The sequence below is a fragment of the Jiangella anatolica genome (assembly GCF_003236295.1).
Classification (GTDB): Bacteria; Actinomycetota; Actinomycetes; order Jiangellales; family Jiangellaceae; genus Jiangella; species Jiangella anatolica.
Window position 1 is genome coordinate 1 of sequence record NZ_POTW01000088.1, and the last position, 17,542, is coordinate 17,542.

Here is a 17,542-nt window from a genome sequence, read left to right on the forward strand (position 1 = left end):
GGGCTGGGCGGGCTACTTCAGCACCCCCGCGGTCAGCCCGGCCTGCACCTGCTTCTGGAAGATGATGTAGACGATCAGCACCGGCAGCAGCGCGATCACCAGCCCGGCGAACAGCGCCGTCCAGTCGGCCCGGAAGCCGGTGTTCGCGGCCAGCGTCCCGAGTCCCTGCGCCAGCACCCGCTTGTCCGAGTCCTGCATGATGACCAGCGGCAGCACGTACTGGTTCCAGTGCCCGAGGAAGTTGAACAGCGCCAGGCTGATCATGCCCGGCCGGGCCATCGGCAGCATGACCTTCCAGAACAGCGTGAAGTGCGAGCAGCCGTCCATGATCCCGGCCTCGGCGATCGAGGTCGGCAGCGTCCGGAAGAACGCCGTGAGGAAGAACACGGTGAACGGCATCGAGAACGCGACGTACACCAGCGCCAGGCTGAGGTAGCTGTTCAGCCCGAGGAACTGGCCCACGACCGGCAGGTTGCCGAGGTTGCGGACGACGAAGAACATCGGGACCAGCGCGAGGAACACCGGCAGGATCAGCCCGCCGACGAACACGTAGTAGATGAACCGGTTGCCGGGGAAGTCGTAGCGGGCCAGCACGTAGGCGCCCATCGCGCCGAACAGCATGGTCAGCGTCAGCGAGATCGCCACGACGATGACGCTGTTCAGGAAGTACTGCCCGATGTTGGCCGCCGACCAGGCCCGGGAGAAGTTGTCCCACTGGATGCCGGACGGTAGCCCGAGCGGGTCGACCCGGAACTCGCCGTTGGTCTTGAACGCGGACAGGATCGCCCACAGCAGCGGCAGCGCGGTGATGAGCCCCCACAGCAGCAGGAACCCGCCGTTGAGCAGGCCGATCGCGCGTTCGCCGGGGCCGACGCCCGGTGTGTGCTGCCGGCGGCCGCGGCCGGTGCGTGGGCCGAGCGCGGGCGGCCCGGCCGGCGCTTGAGTCGTCGTCATGCCAGCTCCACCCGCTCCCGTCGCAGGCCGCGCATGAACGCGATCGCGACCACCATGGTCAGGCCCAGCATCAGCACGCCGATCGCGGCGGCGTAGCCGAAGTCGGCCTCGGCGAACGCCTCGCGGTACATGGCGGTGCCGAGCACGTCGCCGGCGCCCTGCACGCCTCCGTTGATGCCGAGCATGATGTGCACCGTCGCGAACCCGTCCATCGCCTGGATCGCCATGTAGACCCAGCCGACCTGCACGGTGTCCCAGACCAGCGGGACGGTGATCCTCCGGAACGTGGTCAGCCGGCTGGAGCCGTCGAGCAGGGCCGCCTCGTAGATGTCGCGCGGGATCGACTGCATCGCCGCGGAGAACAGCACCACGTAGAAGCCGACGAACGACCACGTCATGACCAGGACGACGATCCAGATCAGGTAGTTGGGCTCGGCCAGCCACAGCTGCTGCAGCCCGCCCAGCCCGACCGCGCTCAGCACCCGGTTGAGGATGCCGCCGGCGTTCTCCGGCGCGAACACGTACTTGAAGACGATGCCGATGACGACGACGGAGAGCACCTGCGGGAAGAAGTACACGACCTTGTAGATCGACGAGCCGCGCACCCCGCTGACCACTCCCCCGCGGCCCCGCCCGCCGACGTTGAGCATCGACGCGAAGAACAGGCCGAGCAGCAGGGTGAGGATGGGCACGACGATCACCATGATCACGTTGTTGCGCAACGCGGTCCGCAGCTGGTCGTCGTGCCACATCGTCACGTAGTTGTCGAACCCGATGAACGTCTGGGTCGACGTGAAGCCGCTCCAGTCGGTCAGCGAGATGTAGATGGCCTGGATGTACGGCGACAGCATGTAGATCGCGTAGATCCCGACCGGTGGCAGCAGGAAGGCCAGGATGAAGGGATACTTGCCGTGCCGCATCCGGGTGCCCCTACGACTCGCGGGTCTGCTTGACGATGGAGTCGTCGTCGCGGATGGTCGTCGCCACCGCCTCGCACTGCTCGACCCACTGGTCGACGGTGATCTCGGCCCGCAGCAGCGCGCCGGTGATCTGGTCGATGCCGGGGTTCTCCATCGTCGGGTACCAGTTCGGGTAGAACCAGTTGATGACGTTGTCGCCGGCGGCCTGCAGTGCGGCCTGCGCCGACGCCAGGCCCGGCGCGTCGATCTGCACGCCGTCCGAGGCCCCCGCGACCGACGTCAGGCTGGTGACCCGCTCGCTGAAGCCGCGGGCGCCCTCCAGCGAGAGCATGACGCGCATGTACTCCATCGCGGCCAGCGGGTTCGCCGCGTCGGCCGGGATGATGTAGGGCTCGCCGGCGGTGGCCCGGACGGTCTCCAGCGGCATCACCGAGTCCGGCGAGAGCAGCGGATCGGGCATCATCGCCATCTGGAACGTCGGGTTCTCGGCGATCGCGTCGGCCTCCTCGTTCTCCAGCCAGGAGCCCGACGGGCAGAACACCGCCTCGCCGCGCGCCCACAGGCCCTGCGCGTCGCGGAACTCCATGCCCTCGACGCCGGGCAGGAAGTAGCTGTTCTCGGCCAGCTGGCGGATGGCGGCCGCCGACTCCCGGATCGCCTCGTGGCCCCAGGCGCCCGGCTCGAGGTTGTCGAGCGGGACCAGGATCTCCGGCCCGGCCAGCTTGGTCGCCATCGACAGCAGCGGCCAGTTCATGTACCGCGGCGCCGTGACGCCCTGGTAGACCCACGGCGCGATGCCGGTGGCGGCGATGTCGGCGCAGACGTCCATCATCTCCTGCCACGTCGTCGGCACCGGCCACCCGTTCTCGTCCATGAGCGTCTGGTTGAACCAGAGGCCGAAGACGGTGAACGCGTAGTTCAGGACGTACGGTGTGCCGTTGAACGTGCCCCGCTCGATGGTGCCGGGGAGCAGGCTGTCGCGCACCGTCACGTCCGGGTCGTCCCAGCTGGGCGCGTCGAACAGCGGCGTCAGGTCGTAGAGAAGGCCGTCGGCGACCAGCGTCGCGGTGTCCATCTGGCCGTCGCCGGAGTTGTTGACGAAGTCCGGCGGGTCGCCGGCGACGAACCGCGGCTGCAGCTCCGCGCCGATGTCGACGGCCGCGGTGTGCTGGATCTCGATGTCGGGCCAGCGCTCGTTGAACATCGGCTCGTGCAGCTCGGTGGCGTACTCGTCGCCGAAGCCGCCGTCGAAGATGTAGATCTGCAGCGGCTGGTCGGTCGGGATGCCGAGCGGGTTGTCCTCCGAGACGTCGCCGGACGGCGCCTGCGTGGCGCCGTCGCCGTCGTCATCGTCGTCACCGCCAGTCGCGCAGGAGGCGAGGAAGGCGCCGCCGGGCCCGAGGGCCACGCCGGTGAGTGCGACGCGCTGCAGGAAGGTCCGGCGGTCGGTCCCGGCCGGCGCGGGCGTGCGTTCGATGCTGCTGGACATCGTGAAGGCCTCTCCTGGACTGGTGTGGATATGGGTCCGGTGACTCTCAGCCGCCACGCCGGATCCGGCCCGCGTACTGCTGCAGCAGGCCGTCGTTGTGGACGTCTCCCCCGGGGACGTTGGCCGAGAGATAGACGGGCGGAGTGACGCCGGCGTCGATGAGCCGGCGGACCACCTCCGCCATGAGCAGCTGCGCGAGCAGCGCAGCGGTGATGGACGAGACGGCGCAGACCGCGCCGCCCTCGGGCAGTGGGAGAACGGCGTCGCCGAAGGGCCCGCCGTTGTCCAGGACGACGCTGGCGAGGTCGGGGAGCTTGCGCCCGGACGGGTGCCGCGACTCCACCTGTGCGCCGTGTTCCAGGGAGGTGATGGCGATGACGGGGTGCCCGTTCTTTCTGGCCACCTCCGCCATTCCCACGATGCTGCCGTTGATGCCGGAGTTGGAGGCGATGACGAACACGTCCTCCGCCCGGATCGGCGCGAGGTCGTAGAGCCGCTGGGCCAGCGACGGGTCCCGCTCGGTGCGCGGGTCGAGGATCGTCGCCGGGTCCTCGCCGCCGTACATGACGAGGTCGGACAGCGCTATCCGGTTGGTCGGGATGAGACCCCCGGCCCGTCCGGCGATCTCCATCGCCGTCGCCTGCGAGTGCCCCGTGCCGAACGCCTGGACGACGCCGCCGGCGCGGATCGCACCGGCGACGATGTCCGCCGCCCGCTGTACGCCGTCGAGCTGCGTCGTGCTGACGCGGTCGACGATCTCGGTGAGCCGGGTCAGATAGCCGGCCGCGCTGACCTCGGTCACCGTTGCTCCTTCTTCAGTGCGCGCCCGGCCTCGGGGCTGACGGCGCGATGGGCGCTGACCGCCTGGGCGGTCAGGTTCAGGGCGACGCCGGTGGCCTCGTACCTGCGCTGCGCCACCGCGACGTAGATGAGGTCGAGCACGATGAGCTGCGGGTGCCGGGCGGCCAGGGCGTCGGGCCGGAACGTGGTCTCGTGGATCGCGGTCGTGAGCACGATGTCGGCGACCTCGGCCAGCGCGGAGTTGCGGTAGCTGGTCAGCGCGACGGTGGTCGCGCCGCGGCTGCCCGCGGCGGACAGCATCTCGACGGTCTCGTAGGTGGCGCCGGAGTGCGACACCGCGATCGCCACGTCGGCCGGGCCGAGCAGCGCGGCGCTGGTGAGCCCGGAGTGCACGTCGCTCCACGACCAGGTCGGGATGCCGATGCGGTGCAGGCACAGCTGCATCTCACCGGCCACCAGGGCGCTGCCGCCGATGCCGTAGACCTCCACCCGGCCGGCGGTCGCGATCGCGTCGGCGGCCTTCTCGACCTCGGTCAGGTCGAGCTGGGCGGCGGTCTCCTGGATGGCCCGCAGGTCGGCGGTCGTGATGAGGTCGAGCATCTCCCGCAGCGAGTCCGTCGGCAGGATCTCCCGGCCGATGTCGATCTCCCAGCCGGCGACGGCGGACGAGCGGCCGGTCTCCTCGGCCATCGCCAGCCGCAGGTCGGCGTAGCCGGGCAGGCCCAGCGCGCGGCAGAACCGGGTCACCGTCGCCGCGGAGGTCCCGCTGCGCTCGGCCGTCTCGAGGATCGTCGCCCGGGCCACGACGGCCGGCGCGGACAGCACCTGCTCGCCGACGCGCTGCAGCGCGGCCGGCAGGTCCGGCAGCGCGGCCCGGATCCGCATCAGCACGGAGTCGGCCGGCGACCCGGCCTCGGACGCATCCGTGGCCGGTAAGGTCCCTTCCGCCACACGACCTCCCGGCGTGGTAGTCAGTTTCGCCTGCGACCGTTTCGGCCGTAGTGGTGAGAATTCTTTCTACCCTCGCCGGGATGTCAAGAGTTTGACGAGAGTTTTCGCAAGCGTGACCCGCCCGCAGCCTGGGCGAGACCGGATGGAAAGGATTCTCGCGATGCAGCCGCTGGCGCTCGGACTGGACATCGGCGGCACCTCCACCCGGGCCGTCGTCATCGACGGCTCCGGGCGCCGGCTCGGCACGGGCCGGGCCGCCGGCGCCAACGTCACGTCGCACGCGCTGGACACGGCGCTCGAGGCGATGCGGGCGGCGCTGACGGCGGCCCTGGCCTCCGTCTCCGCGGCGTCGGTCGGCGCGGCCGTGATCGGGACCGCCGGGGACCACAACCTCACCCGGCCGGAGGTCGCGTCCGCGGTCGACGCCCTGTGGGCGTCCCTGGGCCTGACCTGCTCCTATACCGTGGTGGCGGACGCGACGGTGGCCTTCGTCGCGGGGACGCCGGCGCCGGACGGGACGCTGGTGCTGTCCGGGACCGGCGCGATCTCCGCCCGGTTCACCGACCGCCGGCCGGACCAGTTGTTCGACGGACACGGCTGGCTGCTCGGCGACCTCGGCTCCGGGTTCTGGATCGGCCGCGAGGCGGTCCGCTCGACGCTGGCCGCGCTCGACCGCGGCGAGCAGCCCGGGCCGCTCGGCCGCGCCGTCGTGCAGACGTTGCTCGGCCGGGCCTCGTTCTCGCCGTCGCGGCCGGTGGTGAACGAGATCGTGCTGGCGGTGCACACCCGGCCGCCGGTCGCGCTGTCCGCGCTGGCGCCCCTGGTGACGGCCGACGCCGGCGCCGACCCGGAGGCGGACCGGATCCTCGCCGCGGCCGCCGGGCACCTGCTGGCCGCCGCTGCCGCCGTCCGCTCACCCGCCGAGGCGACCCCGATCGTGCTGGCCGGGTCGCTGCTCACCGGCGACACGCCGCTGGCCGCGCTGGTGCGGTCCGGGCTGGCGTCGCGGTGGCCGGACGCGCCGGTCGGACTAGCCCTCGACGGCGCCGCCGGGGCCGCGTGGCTGGCCGCCCGCGCACTGAACCCGTCCGGCGCCGACCGCCTCCACGCGACACTCTTCGGCTGACCCCGGCGCGCCGCCCACCCCCGACCGACGTTGATCATGGAGAAATCGGCCTTCCCATCGGCGGGATCCCCGATTTCTCCATGATCAACTCGCGGCGCGAGCCGGGCGGGGGCGGCAGCTACTTCGCCGGCCCGGCCGCCATGCAGTCGGTGATCAAGCGGCTGCGGGCGAAGCTGCGCGGCGCCGGGGCCTCGACGGCGGGCCGGAGCCGACGCTGGCCCGCCCGGCCCGCCAGCAGCCCGTCAGGAGCCCGTCAGTCCAGGCCGGGCGTCGGGAACCGGCCGGTCAGTTCGGTGACCTCACCGCGCACCCGGCCGATGACGGCTTCCAGCGCGTCCTCGTCGGACCCGGCGGCGGCCGCGACGACCTCGTCGAGCCAGCGGGCGACCTCGCGCATCTCGGCCTCGCCCATCCCCCGGCTGGTCAGCGCCGGGGTGCCCAGCCGCAGGCCGGACGGGTCGAAGGGCTTGCGCGGGTCGAACGGGACGGTGTTGTAGTTGGTCTCCAGCCCGGCCCGGTCCAGCGCCTTCGCGGCCGGCTTGCCGGCGACGCCCTTCGACGTGAGGTCGATGAGGATCAGGTGGTTGTCGGTGCCGCCGGAGACGAGGTCGAAGCCGCGGGCCAGCAGCTCGTCGGCCAGCGCCACGGCGTTGGCGACGATCTGGTGGGCGTAGTCCTTGAACTCCGGCTGCGCCGCCTCGCCGAGCGCAACCGCGATGCCCGCCGTCGTGTGGTTGTGCGGGCCGCCCTGCAGGCCGGGGAAGACGGCCTTGTCGACCGGCTTGGCCCACTCCTCGGTGGTGAGGATCATCGCGCCGCGCGGGCCGCGCAGCGTCTTGTGCGTGGTCGTCGTGACGATGTCGGCGTGCCCGACCGGCGTCGGGTGCGCGCCACCGACGACGAGGCCGGCGATGTGCGCGATGTCGGCGGCCAGGACGGCGCCGACCTCCTGCGCGATCGCGGCGAAGCCGGCGAAGTCGATGGTGCGCGGGATGGCGGTGCCGCCGCAGAAGATCAGCTTCGGCCGCTCGGCCAGCGCGATCTCGCGGACCTGGTCGAGGTCGATGCGGCCGGTGTCGCGGCGCACGTCGTAACGGACCGGGCGGAACCAGGTCCCTGTCGCCGACACCGACCAGCCGTGGGTGAGGTGCCCGCCCATCGGCAGCGACATGCCCATGATCGTGTCGCCGGCGTTCACCGTGGCCAGGTAGACGGCCAGGTTCGCCGGCGACCCGGAGTACGGCTGGACGTTGGCGTGGTCGGCGCCGAACAGCGCCCGGGCCCGCTCGACGGCCAGCGACTCGAGCTGGTCGATGACCTGCTGGCCCTCGTAGTAGCGGCGGCCGGCGTACCCCTCGGAGTACTTGTTCGTCAGCACTGTGCCGGTGGCCTCGAGCACGGCCGTGGACACGTAGTTCTCCGACGGGATCAGCTTCAGCGTCTGGCGCTGCCGCTCCTCCTCGGCGGTGACCAGGGCGGCCACCTCGGGGTCGGTCGCCTGCAGCGCGGCGCGCGGGTTGGTGGTCATGGCGAGGGCCACATCCTCTCGATGCGTCGGTCTCTCCCATGGCACCCAGGCGCGCGGTGCCACGGCCGTCCGCTCCCCGGTGGTCGGTTCCACCCGTGCCCGGTCACCCGGGCCGCTGCGCCAGTCGCGACGGGCATCACTCTAACGGGTCGGCGGGCGACGCGGGCGACCCGTGGCCGGACCAGTCGGCGACCGTCAGCTCCGTGACGACGCGCCAGCCGAGCCGCTCGTAGAGCAGCCGGCCCTGCTCCGACGCGACCAGCAGGCCGGTCACCGCGCCCCGCTCGCGCGCGGCCGTCGTCAGCGTCGCCATCACGATCGAGCCGAGGCCGCGGCGCCGGTGCTCGGGCACGGTGAAGATGCGGTCGGCGACGGCGTCCGCCGCGCTGAGCGCCAGGTGGCCCTTCGCCGCGAGCGCCCGCGGCCCATCGCCGTCGGTGACGACCTCGGCGACGAGCAGCGGCGGCCGCCCGCTGAGCCACGTGTCGTATCCGGCCGGGACCTCGGGCTCGGGGTGGCCGGCCAGCGGCCGCGTCATGAGCCACTCCGGCGCGTGCGGGGTGAACCCGGCGTCGACGGCGGCCGCATGGGTCCGGGCCCGGTCGGTCGTCGGCGCCGTCAGCCACTGCGCCGGTCCGGCGACGCTCTCGGCGACGGCGGCGTACAGCTCCGGGTCGGCGTCCAGAAGCAGGGTCTCGGTCCGCCGCTCGGCCAGCCCGACGTCGACGGTGACGGTGTCGCCGTCCATCGCGGACCGGTAGCTGCGCGCCGTCACCCAGCCGGCCTGCCACCGCAGCAGCAGGTCGCGCAGGTCGTCAGCGCTCATGTCGTCCCCCCGCTAGCCTGGCCCCGTGGCCCATCCGTACCTCGACCGTCCCGGGCCGATCGCCCTGGCCCACCGTGGATTCTCCCTCGACGGGCTGGAGAACAGCATGGCGGCCTTCGCGGCGGCCGTCTCGCTGGGGTTCGACTACATCGAGACCGACGTGCACGCGACGGCCGACGGGGTCGCGGTCGCGCTGCACGACCCGACGCTGGACCGGGTCACCGACCGACGCGGCGCCGTCGCGGCGCTGCCCTGGTCGGAGGTGCGGCGGGCGCTGATCGGCGGCGTCGAGCCGGTGCCGGCGCTGGAGGACGTGCTGGGCAGCTGGCCGTCGGTGCGGGTGAACATCGACGTGAAGTCGCCCGGCGCGGTGGCGCCGCTGGCCCGGGTGCTGGACCGGACCCGCGCGCACGACCGCGTCTGCGTCGCCTCGTTCTCCGACGCCCGCCGCCGCGCCGTGCTGCGCCGCGTCGCCGCCCCCGTCGCGACGTCGGCAGGGCAGGCGCTGATCGCCGCGTTCGTCACGGCCGCGTCGACGCCGGGCGCCCGGCGGTTCGCCGGCACCGTCCTGCGCGGTGTCGACTGCCTGCAGGTGCCCGCGACGTTCCGCGGCCGCGCCGTGGTGACGGCGGCGACGGTGGCCGCCGCGCACGCCGCCGGCAAACCCGTCCACGTCTGGACCGTCAACGACCCCGCGGAGATGCGCCGCCTCCTCGACCTCGGCGTCGACGGGCTGATCAGCGACCGTGCCGACCTGCTCCGCTCGGTGCTCACCGACCGCGGCGAGTGGGCCCGCTGATCACAGCCGGCGCAGCAGCTCGGCCTTCTTCTCCGCGAACTCCTCGTCGGTGAGGACGCCGTCCGCGTGCAGCTCGCCGAGCCGGCGGATCTGCTCGATGATCACCGCACCGGCGGCCTCCGCCTCCGCCGCCGACGTCGTCGCGATCCGCTCGCGCAGCCGCTCGGTCAGCTCGCGGCCGTCGTCCTTGTGCACGTTGGTGATGTCGGCCTTCACACCGGTGGCGAAGACCGTGATCGTGCCGCTCAGCACGCTGACGTGCCACTGGACCGTGGTGATCCGGGCGATCGGGAAGTCCTCGAGGGTCTGCGAGAGCCGGCCGCGGCGCAGGAACAGCAGCCGCCGGTCGGTCAGCGCCAGCAGCCCCACGCCGCGGCCGTGGATGCCGGTGGCCAGCCGCTCCACCGTCTCGCCGTCGTGCAGCACCCACTCCAGCCGGCGCAGCTCGCGACCGCCGCCGGCTGTCAGGCGCATCAGCCGCCGGGCCGCCGCGATGTCCGGCCGCAGGTCGTCCTCGTCGTCACCGGCCATCGCGGACCGGGCCTACGCGCTGAACCAGGCGCTGCGGCGGATCTCGCGCATCGCGCCGCGTCGCATCGACGGCTCCAGCCGGTGGATGTAGACGATGCCGTCGAGGTGGTCGGTCTCGTGCTGCAGGCAGCGGGCCAGCTCGCCGTCGCCCTCGACGCGGACCGGCTCGCCGTCGGCGTCGAAGCCCTCGACGGCGGCCCAGGCGGCGCGCGGCGTCGGGAACCAGAGGCCCGGCACCGAGAGGCACCCCTCCTCGCCGCCCTGCTCGCCCTCGGTCGCGACGAGGGCCGGGTTGAAGACGACGCCGCGCTGACCCTCGAGGTCATAGGAGAACGCCCGCAGCGGCACCCCGATCTGCGGCGCCGCCACCCCCGCCCGTCCGGGCAGGTCCAGGGTGTCCAGCAGGTCCTGGGCCAGGGCCCGGGTGGCGTCGCCGAACTCCTTGACCGGGTCGGCCACCGTTCGCAGAACCGGGTCGCCGTAGAGGCGGATCTCCCGCACCGTCACCGTCGTCGTCTCCTCATCTCGTTCTCGCCGGGACGTCGTCTGGCCACGACCGCCCCGCACCCGATAGCGTCCGCGCGTGACCGACGTCCTCGCCCCGCCCGGCCCGCTGGGCGATCCTGTCGCGCGGGCCAGGGAGCACCGAGCATGGTACTTCTACGACTGGGCGAACTCGGCCTTCGTCACCACGACGGCCACCGTGCTGTTCGGTCCGTACCTGACGGTGGTCGCGGAGACGGCGGCCTGCGGCGAGGCCGGGACCACCAACGATCCGTGCCGCGGCGACCTGTCGGTGCTGGGGGTGCCGATCGCCGCCGGGTCGGTGGCCGCGTACACCGTCACGTTCGCGACGATCCTGTCCGCGATCCTGCTGCCGGTCGTCGGGGCGATCGCGGACCGGACGTCGAAGAAGCGGCACCTGATGGCCGGGTTCGCGTGGACGGGGTCCGCGGCGGCCGCGTCGATGGTCTTCGTCGCCGGGGCGAACTGGCAGCTGGGCGCGTTCCTGCTGGTGATCGCCGCGATCTGCCTGGGCTCGTCGATGGTGGTGTACGACGCGATCCTGGTGCAGATCGCGCACGAGGACGACCGCGACCGGGTGTCGTCGCGCGGCTGGGCGTTCGGCTACCTCGGCGGCGGCCTGCTGCTGGCGCTGAACCTCGCGCTGGTGACGCTGGAGCCGTTCGGGCTGAGCCGCTCCGACACCGTGCGCATCTCGTTGCTGTCGGCCGGGTTGTGGTGGGCGCTGTGGACGATCGTCCCGTACCGCGGCATCCGCGACCGGCCGCCCACCGGCGTCGTACGGGTCGGCGGCAGCGCGACGCGGCAGGCGTTCGGCCAGCTGCGCGAGACGTTGCGGCACGCGCGCGGCTACCCGCAGACGCTGCTGTTCCTCATCGCGTACATGCTCTACAACGACGGCGTGCAGACGGTGATCTCCGCGTCGTCGATCTACGGGAACCGCGAGCTCGGGCTCGGCGAGGACATCCTCATCATCGCGATCCTCATCGTGCAGTTCGTCGCGTTCGGCGGTGCGCTGGCGCTGGGCCGGCTGGCCGACCGGTTCGGCGCCAGGAACGTCGTCATGACCAGTCTCGGGCTGTGGACGGTGGTCGTCGGCGGGGCGTTCTTCCTGCCGGTCGAGCAGGTGGTGCCGTTCCTGATCCTGGCCGTGGCGATCGGGTTCGTGCTGGGCGGCAGCCAGGCGCTGTCGCGGTCGCTGTTCAGCCTGCTGGTCCCGAAGGGCAAGGAGGCCGAGTACTTCAGCCTCTACCAGGCGGCCGAGCGTGGCACGAGCTGGTTCGGAACTCTGGCGTTCGGCCTGGCGTTCCAGTTGACGGACTCGTACCGCTGGTCGGTGCTGGTGCTGGTCACGTTCTTCCTCGCCGGCATGTTCCTGCTGTCGAAGGTCGACCTGCACGCCGGCATCGTCGCCGCCGGAAACCAGGTGCCGCGGTCCGTCGCACGTTACCGGTGAGGAACATCACGTCGTCCAAATTGCATTATCACAGGGAACGCGGAACATTACTCTCCGGCCGTCCGTTGTCATCATGTCGTTGTGATCGGGTACGACATGACCACGACGGCGAGGTAGAGAACCGACGTCTCGTCCCAGGGGCTACCGCCCCGGAAGGGTTTCACACATGTCTGAGCGTTCCACCCTGCGCGGCTCCCGCCTCGGCGCGACGAGCTACGAGGACGAGCGCGGCGTCGAGTTCGCCGAGCGCCAGACGGTCGCTTACAGCTGCGCCGCCGGCCACCGCTTCGAGATGACGTTCTCGACCGAGGCCGAGGTGCCGCCGCTGTGGGACTGCCCGCGGTGCGGTTCCGAGTCGCTGCGCGTCGCCACCGACCGTCCCGAGGAGGCGCCGTCGAAGCCGGCCCGCACCCACTGGGACATGCTGCTGGAGCGGCGGTCCATCGAGGACCTCGAGGCGCTGCTGGACGAGCGGCTCGAACTGCTGCGCTCCGGGCTCATCCCCGGCGCCGCCCACCTGGCCGACCGAGGGGCGCGTCGCAAGAAGACCGCCTGACGGCCGACCCGTCTCGTCCGCTGCACGCGCGCCTGCCCCCGGGAGCAACCCGGGGGCAGGCGCGTTTCTCCGTCCGGGACCCCGCCGCACCACTTCGGGGGCGGAGCTCAGCGACGCTTGTCGTTGGGGCGGTCGCTCTCGACGACCTCGCCCTCGATGACGACGCCGTGCTGGATGCCGCCCGACCCGGAGCCGGGACCCGCGCCCGGGCCGCTGCCGGGGCGGCCGCCCAGTCCCCCACCGGGGCCGCGGCGGCCGCCGGGGAAGGTCCGGAAGGCCGAGGCGGCCAGTCGCCGGCCGACGCCGCGGCGGATCGGCGGGATCAGCAGCACCAGGCCGATCAGGTCGGTGACGAAGCCGGGGAAGGTCAGCAGCACGCCGGAGAGGATCCGGGCGCCGGTGTCGGCCATCCGCGCCGACGACGCCTTGACCGACTCGGGCTCGTCCTGCGGGAACCGGCCGTCGGCGGCGGCCGCGCGCAGCTCCTGCCAGGCCCGCAGCCCTTCGATGCGCAGCAGTGCGATGCCGATGATGCTGGTGCCGAGCAGGATGAGCAGCGCCCAGCCGAAGCCGACCCAGCCCGCCACCATGACCAGCGCGATCAATTCGATCACGCCGAGGGCGAACGGGCCGAAGCGTCTCACCGCCGGCTCCCTCCGGCGAGCCCGGCGAGCCGGCGCAGCTGCCGGGCCCGGTGCGTCGCACCCCACTGGGTGACCCGCACCAGCGCCTCGCGCACGACCTTGCCATCCATCTTCGACTCTCCCTGCTCCCGCTCGACGAACGTGATCGGGACCTCGATGACCCGGAACCCGTCCCGGACCGCCCGCCACGCCAGGTCGACCTGGAAGCAATAACCTTGCGACGCCACGCTGTGAATGTCCAGTTCGCGCAGGGCGGACGCGCGAAAGACGCGGAATCCGCCGGTCGCGTCGCGCAGCGCGGTGCCCAGGGCGACGCGGACGTAGGTGTTGCCGATGCGCGAGATCGCCTGCCGCTTGTACGGCCAGTTGACCGTCCGGCCGCCGGGCACGTACCGCGAGCCGAGCACGAGGTCGGCGTTCTCGGCGGCGTGCAGCAGCCGGGGCAGCTCCTCCGGCTGATGCGACCCGTCGGCGTCCATCTCGACGACGAGGTCGTAGTCGCGCTCCAGCGCCCAGCCGAAGCCGGCGACGTATGCGGCGCCGAGGCCCTGCTTGCCGGCCCGGTGCAGCACGTGCACGTGCTCGTCCAGCTCGGCCAGCTCGTCGGCGAGGGCGCCGGTGCCGTCGGGCGAGTTGTCGTCGACGACCAGGATGTGCGCGTCGGGGACCGACGTGCGGGTGCGGTCGACCGCCTTGCCGATGGTCAGCGCCTCGTTGTAGGTCGGGATCACCACCAGGATCGACGTCATGACACCCCCGCCTCCACCGGCGGCCGCGGCTCGTCGGCGACGGACGCGCCGTCGCGCCGGGCCCGGCGGGCGTTGACGACGACCAGCGCGACGGCGCCGGCGCCGAGCGCCGTGATGATCCACTCCGGCCAGGCGCCGACGCGGGTGGCCAGCGTGAGGCCGTCGGCCAGCGGGACGTCGGTGACGATGACGTCCTGGGTGAACAGCTCCGCCCGGTCGGTGACCGAGCCGTCCGGCGCGACGACGGCGCTGACCCCCGCGAGCGCCGACACGAGCACCGTCCGGCCGTGCTCGAACGCCCGCACCCGCGACTGCGCGAGTTGCTGCTCGGTCATCTCGGTGCGCCCGAACGTCGCGTTGTTCGTCTGGACGGAGAGGAACTGCCCGCCGTCGATGACGGCGTCGCGGACGATGCCGTCGAAGGCGACCTCGAAGCAGATGACGTCGCCGATGATCGTGTCGCCGACCTGGAAGATGCCGACGGTGTCGCCGGGCAGGTGGTCACGCGGCTGCTGGTTGACGGCGTCGGTGATCCGCGCGGCGATCGAGCGCATCGGGATGTACTCGCCGAACGGCATCGGGTGCCGCTTGACGTAGGTGTCGCCCGGCCCGTCGACCGGATCCCACAGGATCGACGTGTTGCGGACGTTGCGGCCGTCGTCGGTCGGCACGATCGCGCTGATCAGCGTCGGCACCCCGATGGCCCGGACGGCGCCGTCGATGGCCCGGTACGTGTCGGCGTCGTGGAACGGACTGATGTCCGACGAGTTCTCCGGCCACAGCACGATGTCGGGCCGCTCGACCTCGCCGGCCTCGACGTCAGCGGCCAGCGCCTCGGTCGCCTCGACGTGGTTGCGGGTGATCGCGCGTTTCTCGTCGTTGTAGGCCAGCCCTTCGGCCGGCACGTTGCCCTGCACGATGGCGACGGTGACGGTGTCGCCGCCGGGCGTCAGCGGCTGGATGAGCAGCGGCGCGACGACGATCGCGACGGCGCCGGCGGCGGCCGCGCCGCGCACCCACAGCCGTCGCTCCACGACCACCCAGGCCAGCAGGCCGCCGGCCAGCGCGACGGCGAACGACAGCCCGGGCGAGCCGGCCCACGACGCCAGCCCCAGCATCGGGCTGTCGGCCTGTGAGAACGCCAGCTTGCCCCAGGTGAAGCCGCCGTACGGGAAGCGGCCGCGGATGGCCTCGTCGGCGATCCAGACCGCCGCCGTCCACACCGGCCAGCCGGGCAGCCGCTGCACCAGCGTGACGCCGAGCGCCAGCGGGATGAAGAACAGCGCCTCGAACAGGGCCAGGATGATCCACGGGATCGGCCCGACCTCCATGCCGGTCCAGTCCAGCAGCGGCAGGAAGAATCCGGCGCCGAACAGGTATCCCAGCAGTGCCGAGCGCTTCAGCGGCTGGTCGCGGACCAGCAGGGCGAACGCTCCAGGCACCAGGACGGCGACGAACCAGAGGTCATACGGCGGGAATGCGGCGACGAGGGACACGCCGAGGAGCGCGGCTCCCGCGTATCGCCACAGGTGGGTCACGTTGTCTGGCTCCGTCCGACGTCCAGCGGCTCGGTGGGGCGCGTGGGCCGCCCCGTCACAGTGTGCTGCCGATCGCGCGACGGTACAACGTGCACCCCCGGCCGGAAGTGCCCGGGGGCCGATGCCAGCGATTCGCGACGAGGACGCAGCCCGGCCCCGCCCTTCGGACCGGGCCGCGGACGCCGCTGGATGCGGCTCGCGGACCGTTGTCTACTGGGCGGGCCGGGCCCGACCTCGTCTCACCCCGTGCCGTCGCGAGCGACGTACAGGCGGGTTATGCGAGCGAGGGCCTGGCTCACGAAGGATGCCCGGCCCCGGTTGACCCGGAACCGCCCCTCGACCCTCCTCGCAACGCCCGCCCGGACCGCCGGCCCGAACGGTTTCGTCCGCTGGTGGACTCCCGTGACTTTGCTGGATCGCGAGGCAGGGTGTCAAGCCGCCGGTCGACCTGCGGAGATGCCCTTGCGCTGCTGGTCACGGCCGACTGGATCCAGAGAAGTCGATCGAGAAACCTTGCGTTTTCACGGCGTGTCGCGCTCGCCGAGACGGACATACCACACGCTTGATCATTTTCCCGCGGCAGGACGGTGCGGGCGGCTAGCCTGAAGCGGTGACGCCGACGCGGCAGCGGACCTCCCCGGCGGGTGCCGGGGCCGCCCTAGTCCCGGGCCGCTGCGATCAGCACGTCGACCTCGCCGCCCGGCGCCGCCGGGTCGAAGCCATGCTCGGTCAGCCAGCGGATGTTCAGCAGGCTGCGCAGCGACCACCACGCGCGGATCGCGTCGCGGTCGACGTCGGTGCCGTAGCCCGCGAGGAGGTCGTCGAGGTGCTCTTCGTGCCCGAGGGTCAGGGAGGCGAGGTCGAACATGGCGTCCCCGCGGCCCGCCTCGGACCAGTCGAGCACGCCGGTGAGCTCGTCGCCGTCGACGAACACATGGGTGATCTGGAGGTCACCGTGGGCGAACACCGGCGTCCACGGACGGAACGCGGCCTCGGCGACCTGCCGGTTGCGCCGGACCAGGTCGGCCGGGAGGACGCCGCTCGCGACGAGCCACGCGCACTCGGCGTCGAGCTCGGTGGCGGCCCGCTCGGGGCTTCGGCCGGGCCACGGCGGCAACGGCGCCTCGTGCAGCGTCCGGATGGCGGCGCCGGCCGCGGCCCATGCCGCCGGCGACGCGGACGACGGTTCGCCGAGACGACCCAGCGCCGTCCCTGGAAGTGCGGCGAGCGCGAGCACGGGCGGCCTTCTCCAGAGGACCCGCGGCGTCGGGATGGGCGCCAGGGCCATCGCCTCGGCCTCGACGTCGGCGCGGTCCTGATCGGCGTCGATCTTCAGGAAGACCTCGCCGACCCGCAGTGTCGCCCGCTCCCGATGGGCGACGATTACCTCGATCTCCGCGTCCGGCACGCCGGCCATTCTCGGCGGGCGATCATGAACGTCGCAACGGGTTTACCGCGCTGGGGCTGAGCCGCCCGACGATCGCCGGGGCCTCGCGGAGGAGCATCTCGTCGGTGAGCGCCTCGACCATGAACAGCGCGAAGTCGACCCGCCGGGTGAGGTTGCCGGCGAGGATGGGGTCGCCGACGTGCCGGCTCCACACAGGCAGCCCCTGGCTCTCCCCCTCCTCCAGGTCGCTCCCCCGGACCACCGTCCAGCGCCGGTCGCTGGCGAAGATCCGCCGGGCCGCCTCCTCCTGGTCGCGGATCTCGACGGCGCGGACCAGGCGGCCCAGGACGTCGGCGATCCGGACCCCGGCCCGCAACCGCCGGGTGTACCGGTCGCCGTCGTCACGCCTGATGTGCCAGCCGCACGAGAACACCAGCCGCGCGTGCGGCTCAGCGTGGTCGAGCACCGCCTGCGCCGTCCCGGACGAGTACTGCTGGACGCCCCACGGGACCAGCACCGTCAGCACGCCGTCGCAGCCGGCGACCGCTGTCCGGATCACCTCCGGGTCGTTCGTCGGGCCGGGCACGATCGTGATCCGGTCCGCGTACGCGGCCAGCTTCGGCACGCTGCGCTCGCGGCAGACGCCGACGACCTCGTAGCCGCGGTCCAGCGCGTGCCGGACCAGGTACTGCCCCAGCTTCCCGGACGCGCCGACGACACAGACCTTCATGCTCGCTCCCCTCGACCTACTTACAGTGTAAG

General features: G+C 72.4%; 18 protein-coding genes and 1 riboswitch. Of the genes, 4 read left to right on the forward strand and 14 right to left on the reverse strand.

Going from position 1 to position 17,542, the window contains the following annotated elements; translation table 11 throughout:
* Positions 1 to 12: 12 nt before the first annotated feature.
* Genes C1I92_RS26035 through C1I92_RS26055 form a run of 5 tightly spaced genes read right to left on the reverse strand, consistent with a single transcriptional unit; the run spans position 13 to position 5,049 of the window.
* Positions 13 to 954, reverse strand: coding sequence for a carbohydrate ABC transporter permease (locus C1I92_RS26035; protein ID WP_111257551.1), 942 nt, complete (start codon positions 952 to 954; stop codon positions 13 to 15).
* Complete coding sequence (locus tag C1I92_RS26040) at positions 951 to 1,874, reverse strand: carbohydrate ABC transporter permease (RefSeq protein WP_111257552.1); 924 nt, start codon at positions 1,872 to 1,874, stop codon at positions 951 to 953. Before C1I92_RS26040 ends, C1I92_RS26035 begins: the two co-directional genes overlap by 4 nt.
* Before the next feature lie 10 nt (positions 1,875 to 1,884).
* Positions 1,885 to 3,363: an N-acetylglucosamine/diacetylchitobiose ABC transporter substrate-binding protein gene (gene ngcE / locus C1I92_RS26045; RefSeq protein ID WP_111257553.1), complete on the reverse strand. Its 1,479-nt coding sequence runs from the start codon at positions 3,361 to 3,363 to the stop codon at positions 1,885 to 1,887.
* A gap of 46 nt (positions 3,364 to 3,409) precedes the next feature.
* Positions 3,410 to 4,165, reverse strand: a complete 756-nt coding sequence (locus C1I92_RS26050) for a sugar isomerase domain-containing protein (RefSeq protein WP_111257554.1) — start codon at positions 4,163 to 4,165, stop codon at positions 3,410 to 3,412.
* Positions 4,162 to 5,049 (reverse strand): MurR/RpiR family transcriptional regulator, encoded by an 888-nt coding sequence (locus tag C1I92_RS26055; RefSeq protein WP_111257576.1) that lies wholly within the window; start codon positions 5,047 to 5,049, stop codon positions 4,162 to 4,164. The genes C1I92_RS26050 and C1I92_RS26055 overlap by 4 nt, the downstream gene beginning before the upstream one ends.
* A 226-nt stretch (positions 5,050 to 5,275) precedes the next feature.
* On the opposite strand from C1I92_RS26055, the gene C1I92_RS26060 reads away from it, so the two are divergent.
* A complete protein-coding gene (locus C1I92_RS26060) occupies positions 5,276 to 6,241 on the forward strand; it encodes an N-acetylglucosamine kinase (protein ID WP_111257555.1) in 966 nt (321 codons plus the stop codon).
* 253 nt (positions 6,242 to 6,494) lie between these two features.
* Here the strand turns inward: C1I92_RS26060 and glyA are convergent, their stop codons facing one another.
* Positions 6,495 to 7,769 carry a serine hydroxymethyltransferase gene (glyA, locus tag C1I92_RS26065; RefSeq protein ID WP_111257556.1) on the reverse strand — a complete coding sequence of 425 codons (1,275 nt, stop codon included), beginning with the start codon at positions 7,767 to 7,769 and terminating at the stop codon, positions 6,495 to 6,497.
* Between the two features lie 36 nt (positions 7,770 to 7,805).
* Positions 7,806 to 7,906, reverse strand: a riboswitch (ZMP/ZTP riboswitch).
* Positions 7,906 to 8,595, reverse strand: a complete 690-nt coding sequence (locus tag C1I92_RS26070) for a GNAT family N-acetyltransferase (protein ID WP_111257557.1) — start codon at positions 8,593 to 8,595, stop codon at positions 7,906 to 7,908. Its footprint overlaps the riboswitch before it by 1 nt.
* A gap of 25 nt (positions 8,596 to 8,620) precedes the next feature.
* Between C1I92_RS26070 and C1I92_RS26075 the strand changes: the two genes are divergently transcribed.
* The gene (locus C1I92_RS26075) at positions 8,621 to 9,394 is read left to right on the forward strand and encodes a glycerophosphodiester phosphodiesterase family protein (protein ID WP_111257558.1); all 774 of its coding nucleotides are present in this window, start codon (positions 8,621 to 8,623) and stop codon (positions 9,392 to 9,394) included.
* Here the strand turns inward: C1I92_RS26075 and C1I92_RS26080 are convergent, their stop codons facing one another.
* Positions 9,395 to 9,925 carry an SHOCT domain-containing protein gene (locus tag C1I92_RS26080; RefSeq protein ID WP_111257559.1) on the reverse strand — a complete coding sequence of 177 codons (531 nt, stop codon included), beginning with the start codon at positions 9,923 to 9,925 and terminating at the stop codon, positions 9,395 to 9,397.
* Between the two features lie 12 nt (positions 9,926 to 9,937).
* On the reverse strand, positions 9,938 to 10,432 hold the full coding sequence (gene def / locus C1I92_RS26085) for a peptide deformylase (protein WP_111257560.1): 495 nt from the start codon (positions 10,430 to 10,432) through the stop codon (positions 9,938 to 9,940).
* Positions 10,433 to 10,508: 76 nt separating this feature from the next.
* On the opposite strand from def, the gene C1I92_RS26090 reads away from it, so the two are divergent.
* Positions 10,509 to 11,906: an MFS transporter gene (locus tag C1I92_RS26090; protein ID WP_199521600.1), complete on the forward strand. Its 1,398-nt coding sequence runs from the start codon at positions 10,509 to 10,511 to the stop codon at positions 11,904 to 11,906.
* Positions 11,907 to 12,072: 166 nt separating this feature from the next.
* On the forward strand, positions 12,073 to 12,462 hold the full coding sequence (locus tag C1I92_RS26095; protein ID WP_111257561.1) for an RNA polymerase-binding protein RbpA: 390 nt from the start codon (positions 12,073 to 12,075) through the stop codon (positions 12,460 to 12,462).
* Positions 12,463 to 12,569: 107 nt separating this feature from the next.
* Here C1I92_RS26095 and C1I92_RS26100 read toward each other — a convergent pair whose 3' ends face one another.
* From C1I92_RS26100 to C1I92_RS26120, 5 genes are all read right to left on the reverse strand, one after another.
* Positions 12,570 to 13,106: an FxsA family protein gene (locus C1I92_RS26100; protein ID WP_111257562.1), complete on the reverse strand. Its 537-nt coding sequence runs from the start codon at positions 13,104 to 13,106 to the stop codon at positions 12,570 to 12,572.
* A complete protein-coding gene (locus C1I92_RS26105; protein ID WP_111257563.1) occupies positions 13,103 to 13,855 on the reverse strand; it encodes a polyprenol monophosphomannose synthase in 753 nt (250 codons plus the stop codon). The genes C1I92_RS26100 and C1I92_RS26105 overlap by 4 nt, the downstream gene beginning before the upstream one ends.
* A complete protein-coding gene (lnt, locus tag C1I92_RS26110) occupies positions 13,852 to 15,393 on the reverse strand; it encodes an apolipoprotein N-acyltransferase (protein ID WP_111257564.1) in 1,542 nt (513 codons plus the stop codon). The genes C1I92_RS26105 and lnt overlap by 4 nt, the downstream gene beginning before the upstream one ends.
* Positions 15,394 to 16,051: 658 nt before the next feature.
* Positions 16,052 to 16,801, reverse strand: coding sequence for a phosphotransferase family protein (locus tag C1I92_RS26115; RefSeq protein ID WP_199521601.1), 750 nt, complete (start codon positions 16,799 to 16,801; stop codon positions 16,052 to 16,054).
* Between the two features lie 22 nt (positions 16,802 to 16,823).
* Entirely contained in the window at positions 16,824 to 17,510 is a 687-nt protein-coding gene (locus C1I92_RS26120; protein WP_111257566.1) for an NAD(P)-dependent oxidoreductase, read from the reverse strand.
* Positions 17,511 to 17,542: the final 32 nt, after the last annotated feature.

Bases quoted from the DNA above. Each gene is read 5' to 3' on its own strand.
- C1I92_RS26060 (WP_111257555.1), top strand. From the start codon at position 5,276: ATGCAGCCGCTGGCGCTCGGACTGGACATCGGCGGCACCTCCACCCGG.
- C1I92_RS26035 (WP_111257551.1), bottom strand. From the start codon at position 954: ATGACGACGACTCAAGCGCCGGCCGGGCCGCCCGCGCTCGGCCCACGC.
- ngcE (WP_111257553.1), bottom strand. From the start codon at position 3,363: ATGTCCAGCAGCATCGAACGCACGCCCGCGCCGGCCGGGACCGACCGC.
- C1I92_RS26040 (WP_111257552.1), bottom strand. From the start codon at position 1,874: ATGCGGCACGGCAAGTATCCCTTCATCCTGGCCTTCCTGCTGCCACCG.
- C1I92_RS26080 (WP_111257559.1), bottom strand. From the start codon at position 9,925: ATGGCCGGTGACGACGAGGACGACCTGCGGCCGGACATCGCGGCGGCC.
- C1I92_RS26105 (WP_111257563.1), bottom strand. From the start codon at position 13,855: ATGACGTCGATCCTGGTGGTGATCCCGACCTACAACGAGGCGCTGACC.
- C1I92_RS26055 (WP_111257576.1), bottom strand. From the start codon at position 5,049: ATGCGGATCCGGGCCGCGCTGCCGGACCTGCCGGCCGCGCTGCAGCGC.
- glyA (WP_111257556.1), bottom strand. From the start codon at position 7,769: ATGACCACCAACCCGCGCGCCGCGCTGCAGGCGACCGACCCCGAGGTG.
- C1I92_RS26095 (WP_111257561.1), top strand. From the start codon at position 12,073: ATGTCTGAGCGTTCCACCCTGCGCGGCTCCCGCCTCGGCGCGACGAGC.
- C1I92_RS26120 (WP_111257566.1), bottom strand. From the start codon at position 17,510: ATGAAGGTCTGTGTCGTCGGCGCGTCCGGGAAGCTGGGGCAGTACCTG.
- C1I92_RS26070 (WP_111257557.1), bottom strand. From the start codon at position 8,595: ATGAGCGCTGACGACCTGCGCGACCTGCTGCTGCGGTGGCAGGCCGGC.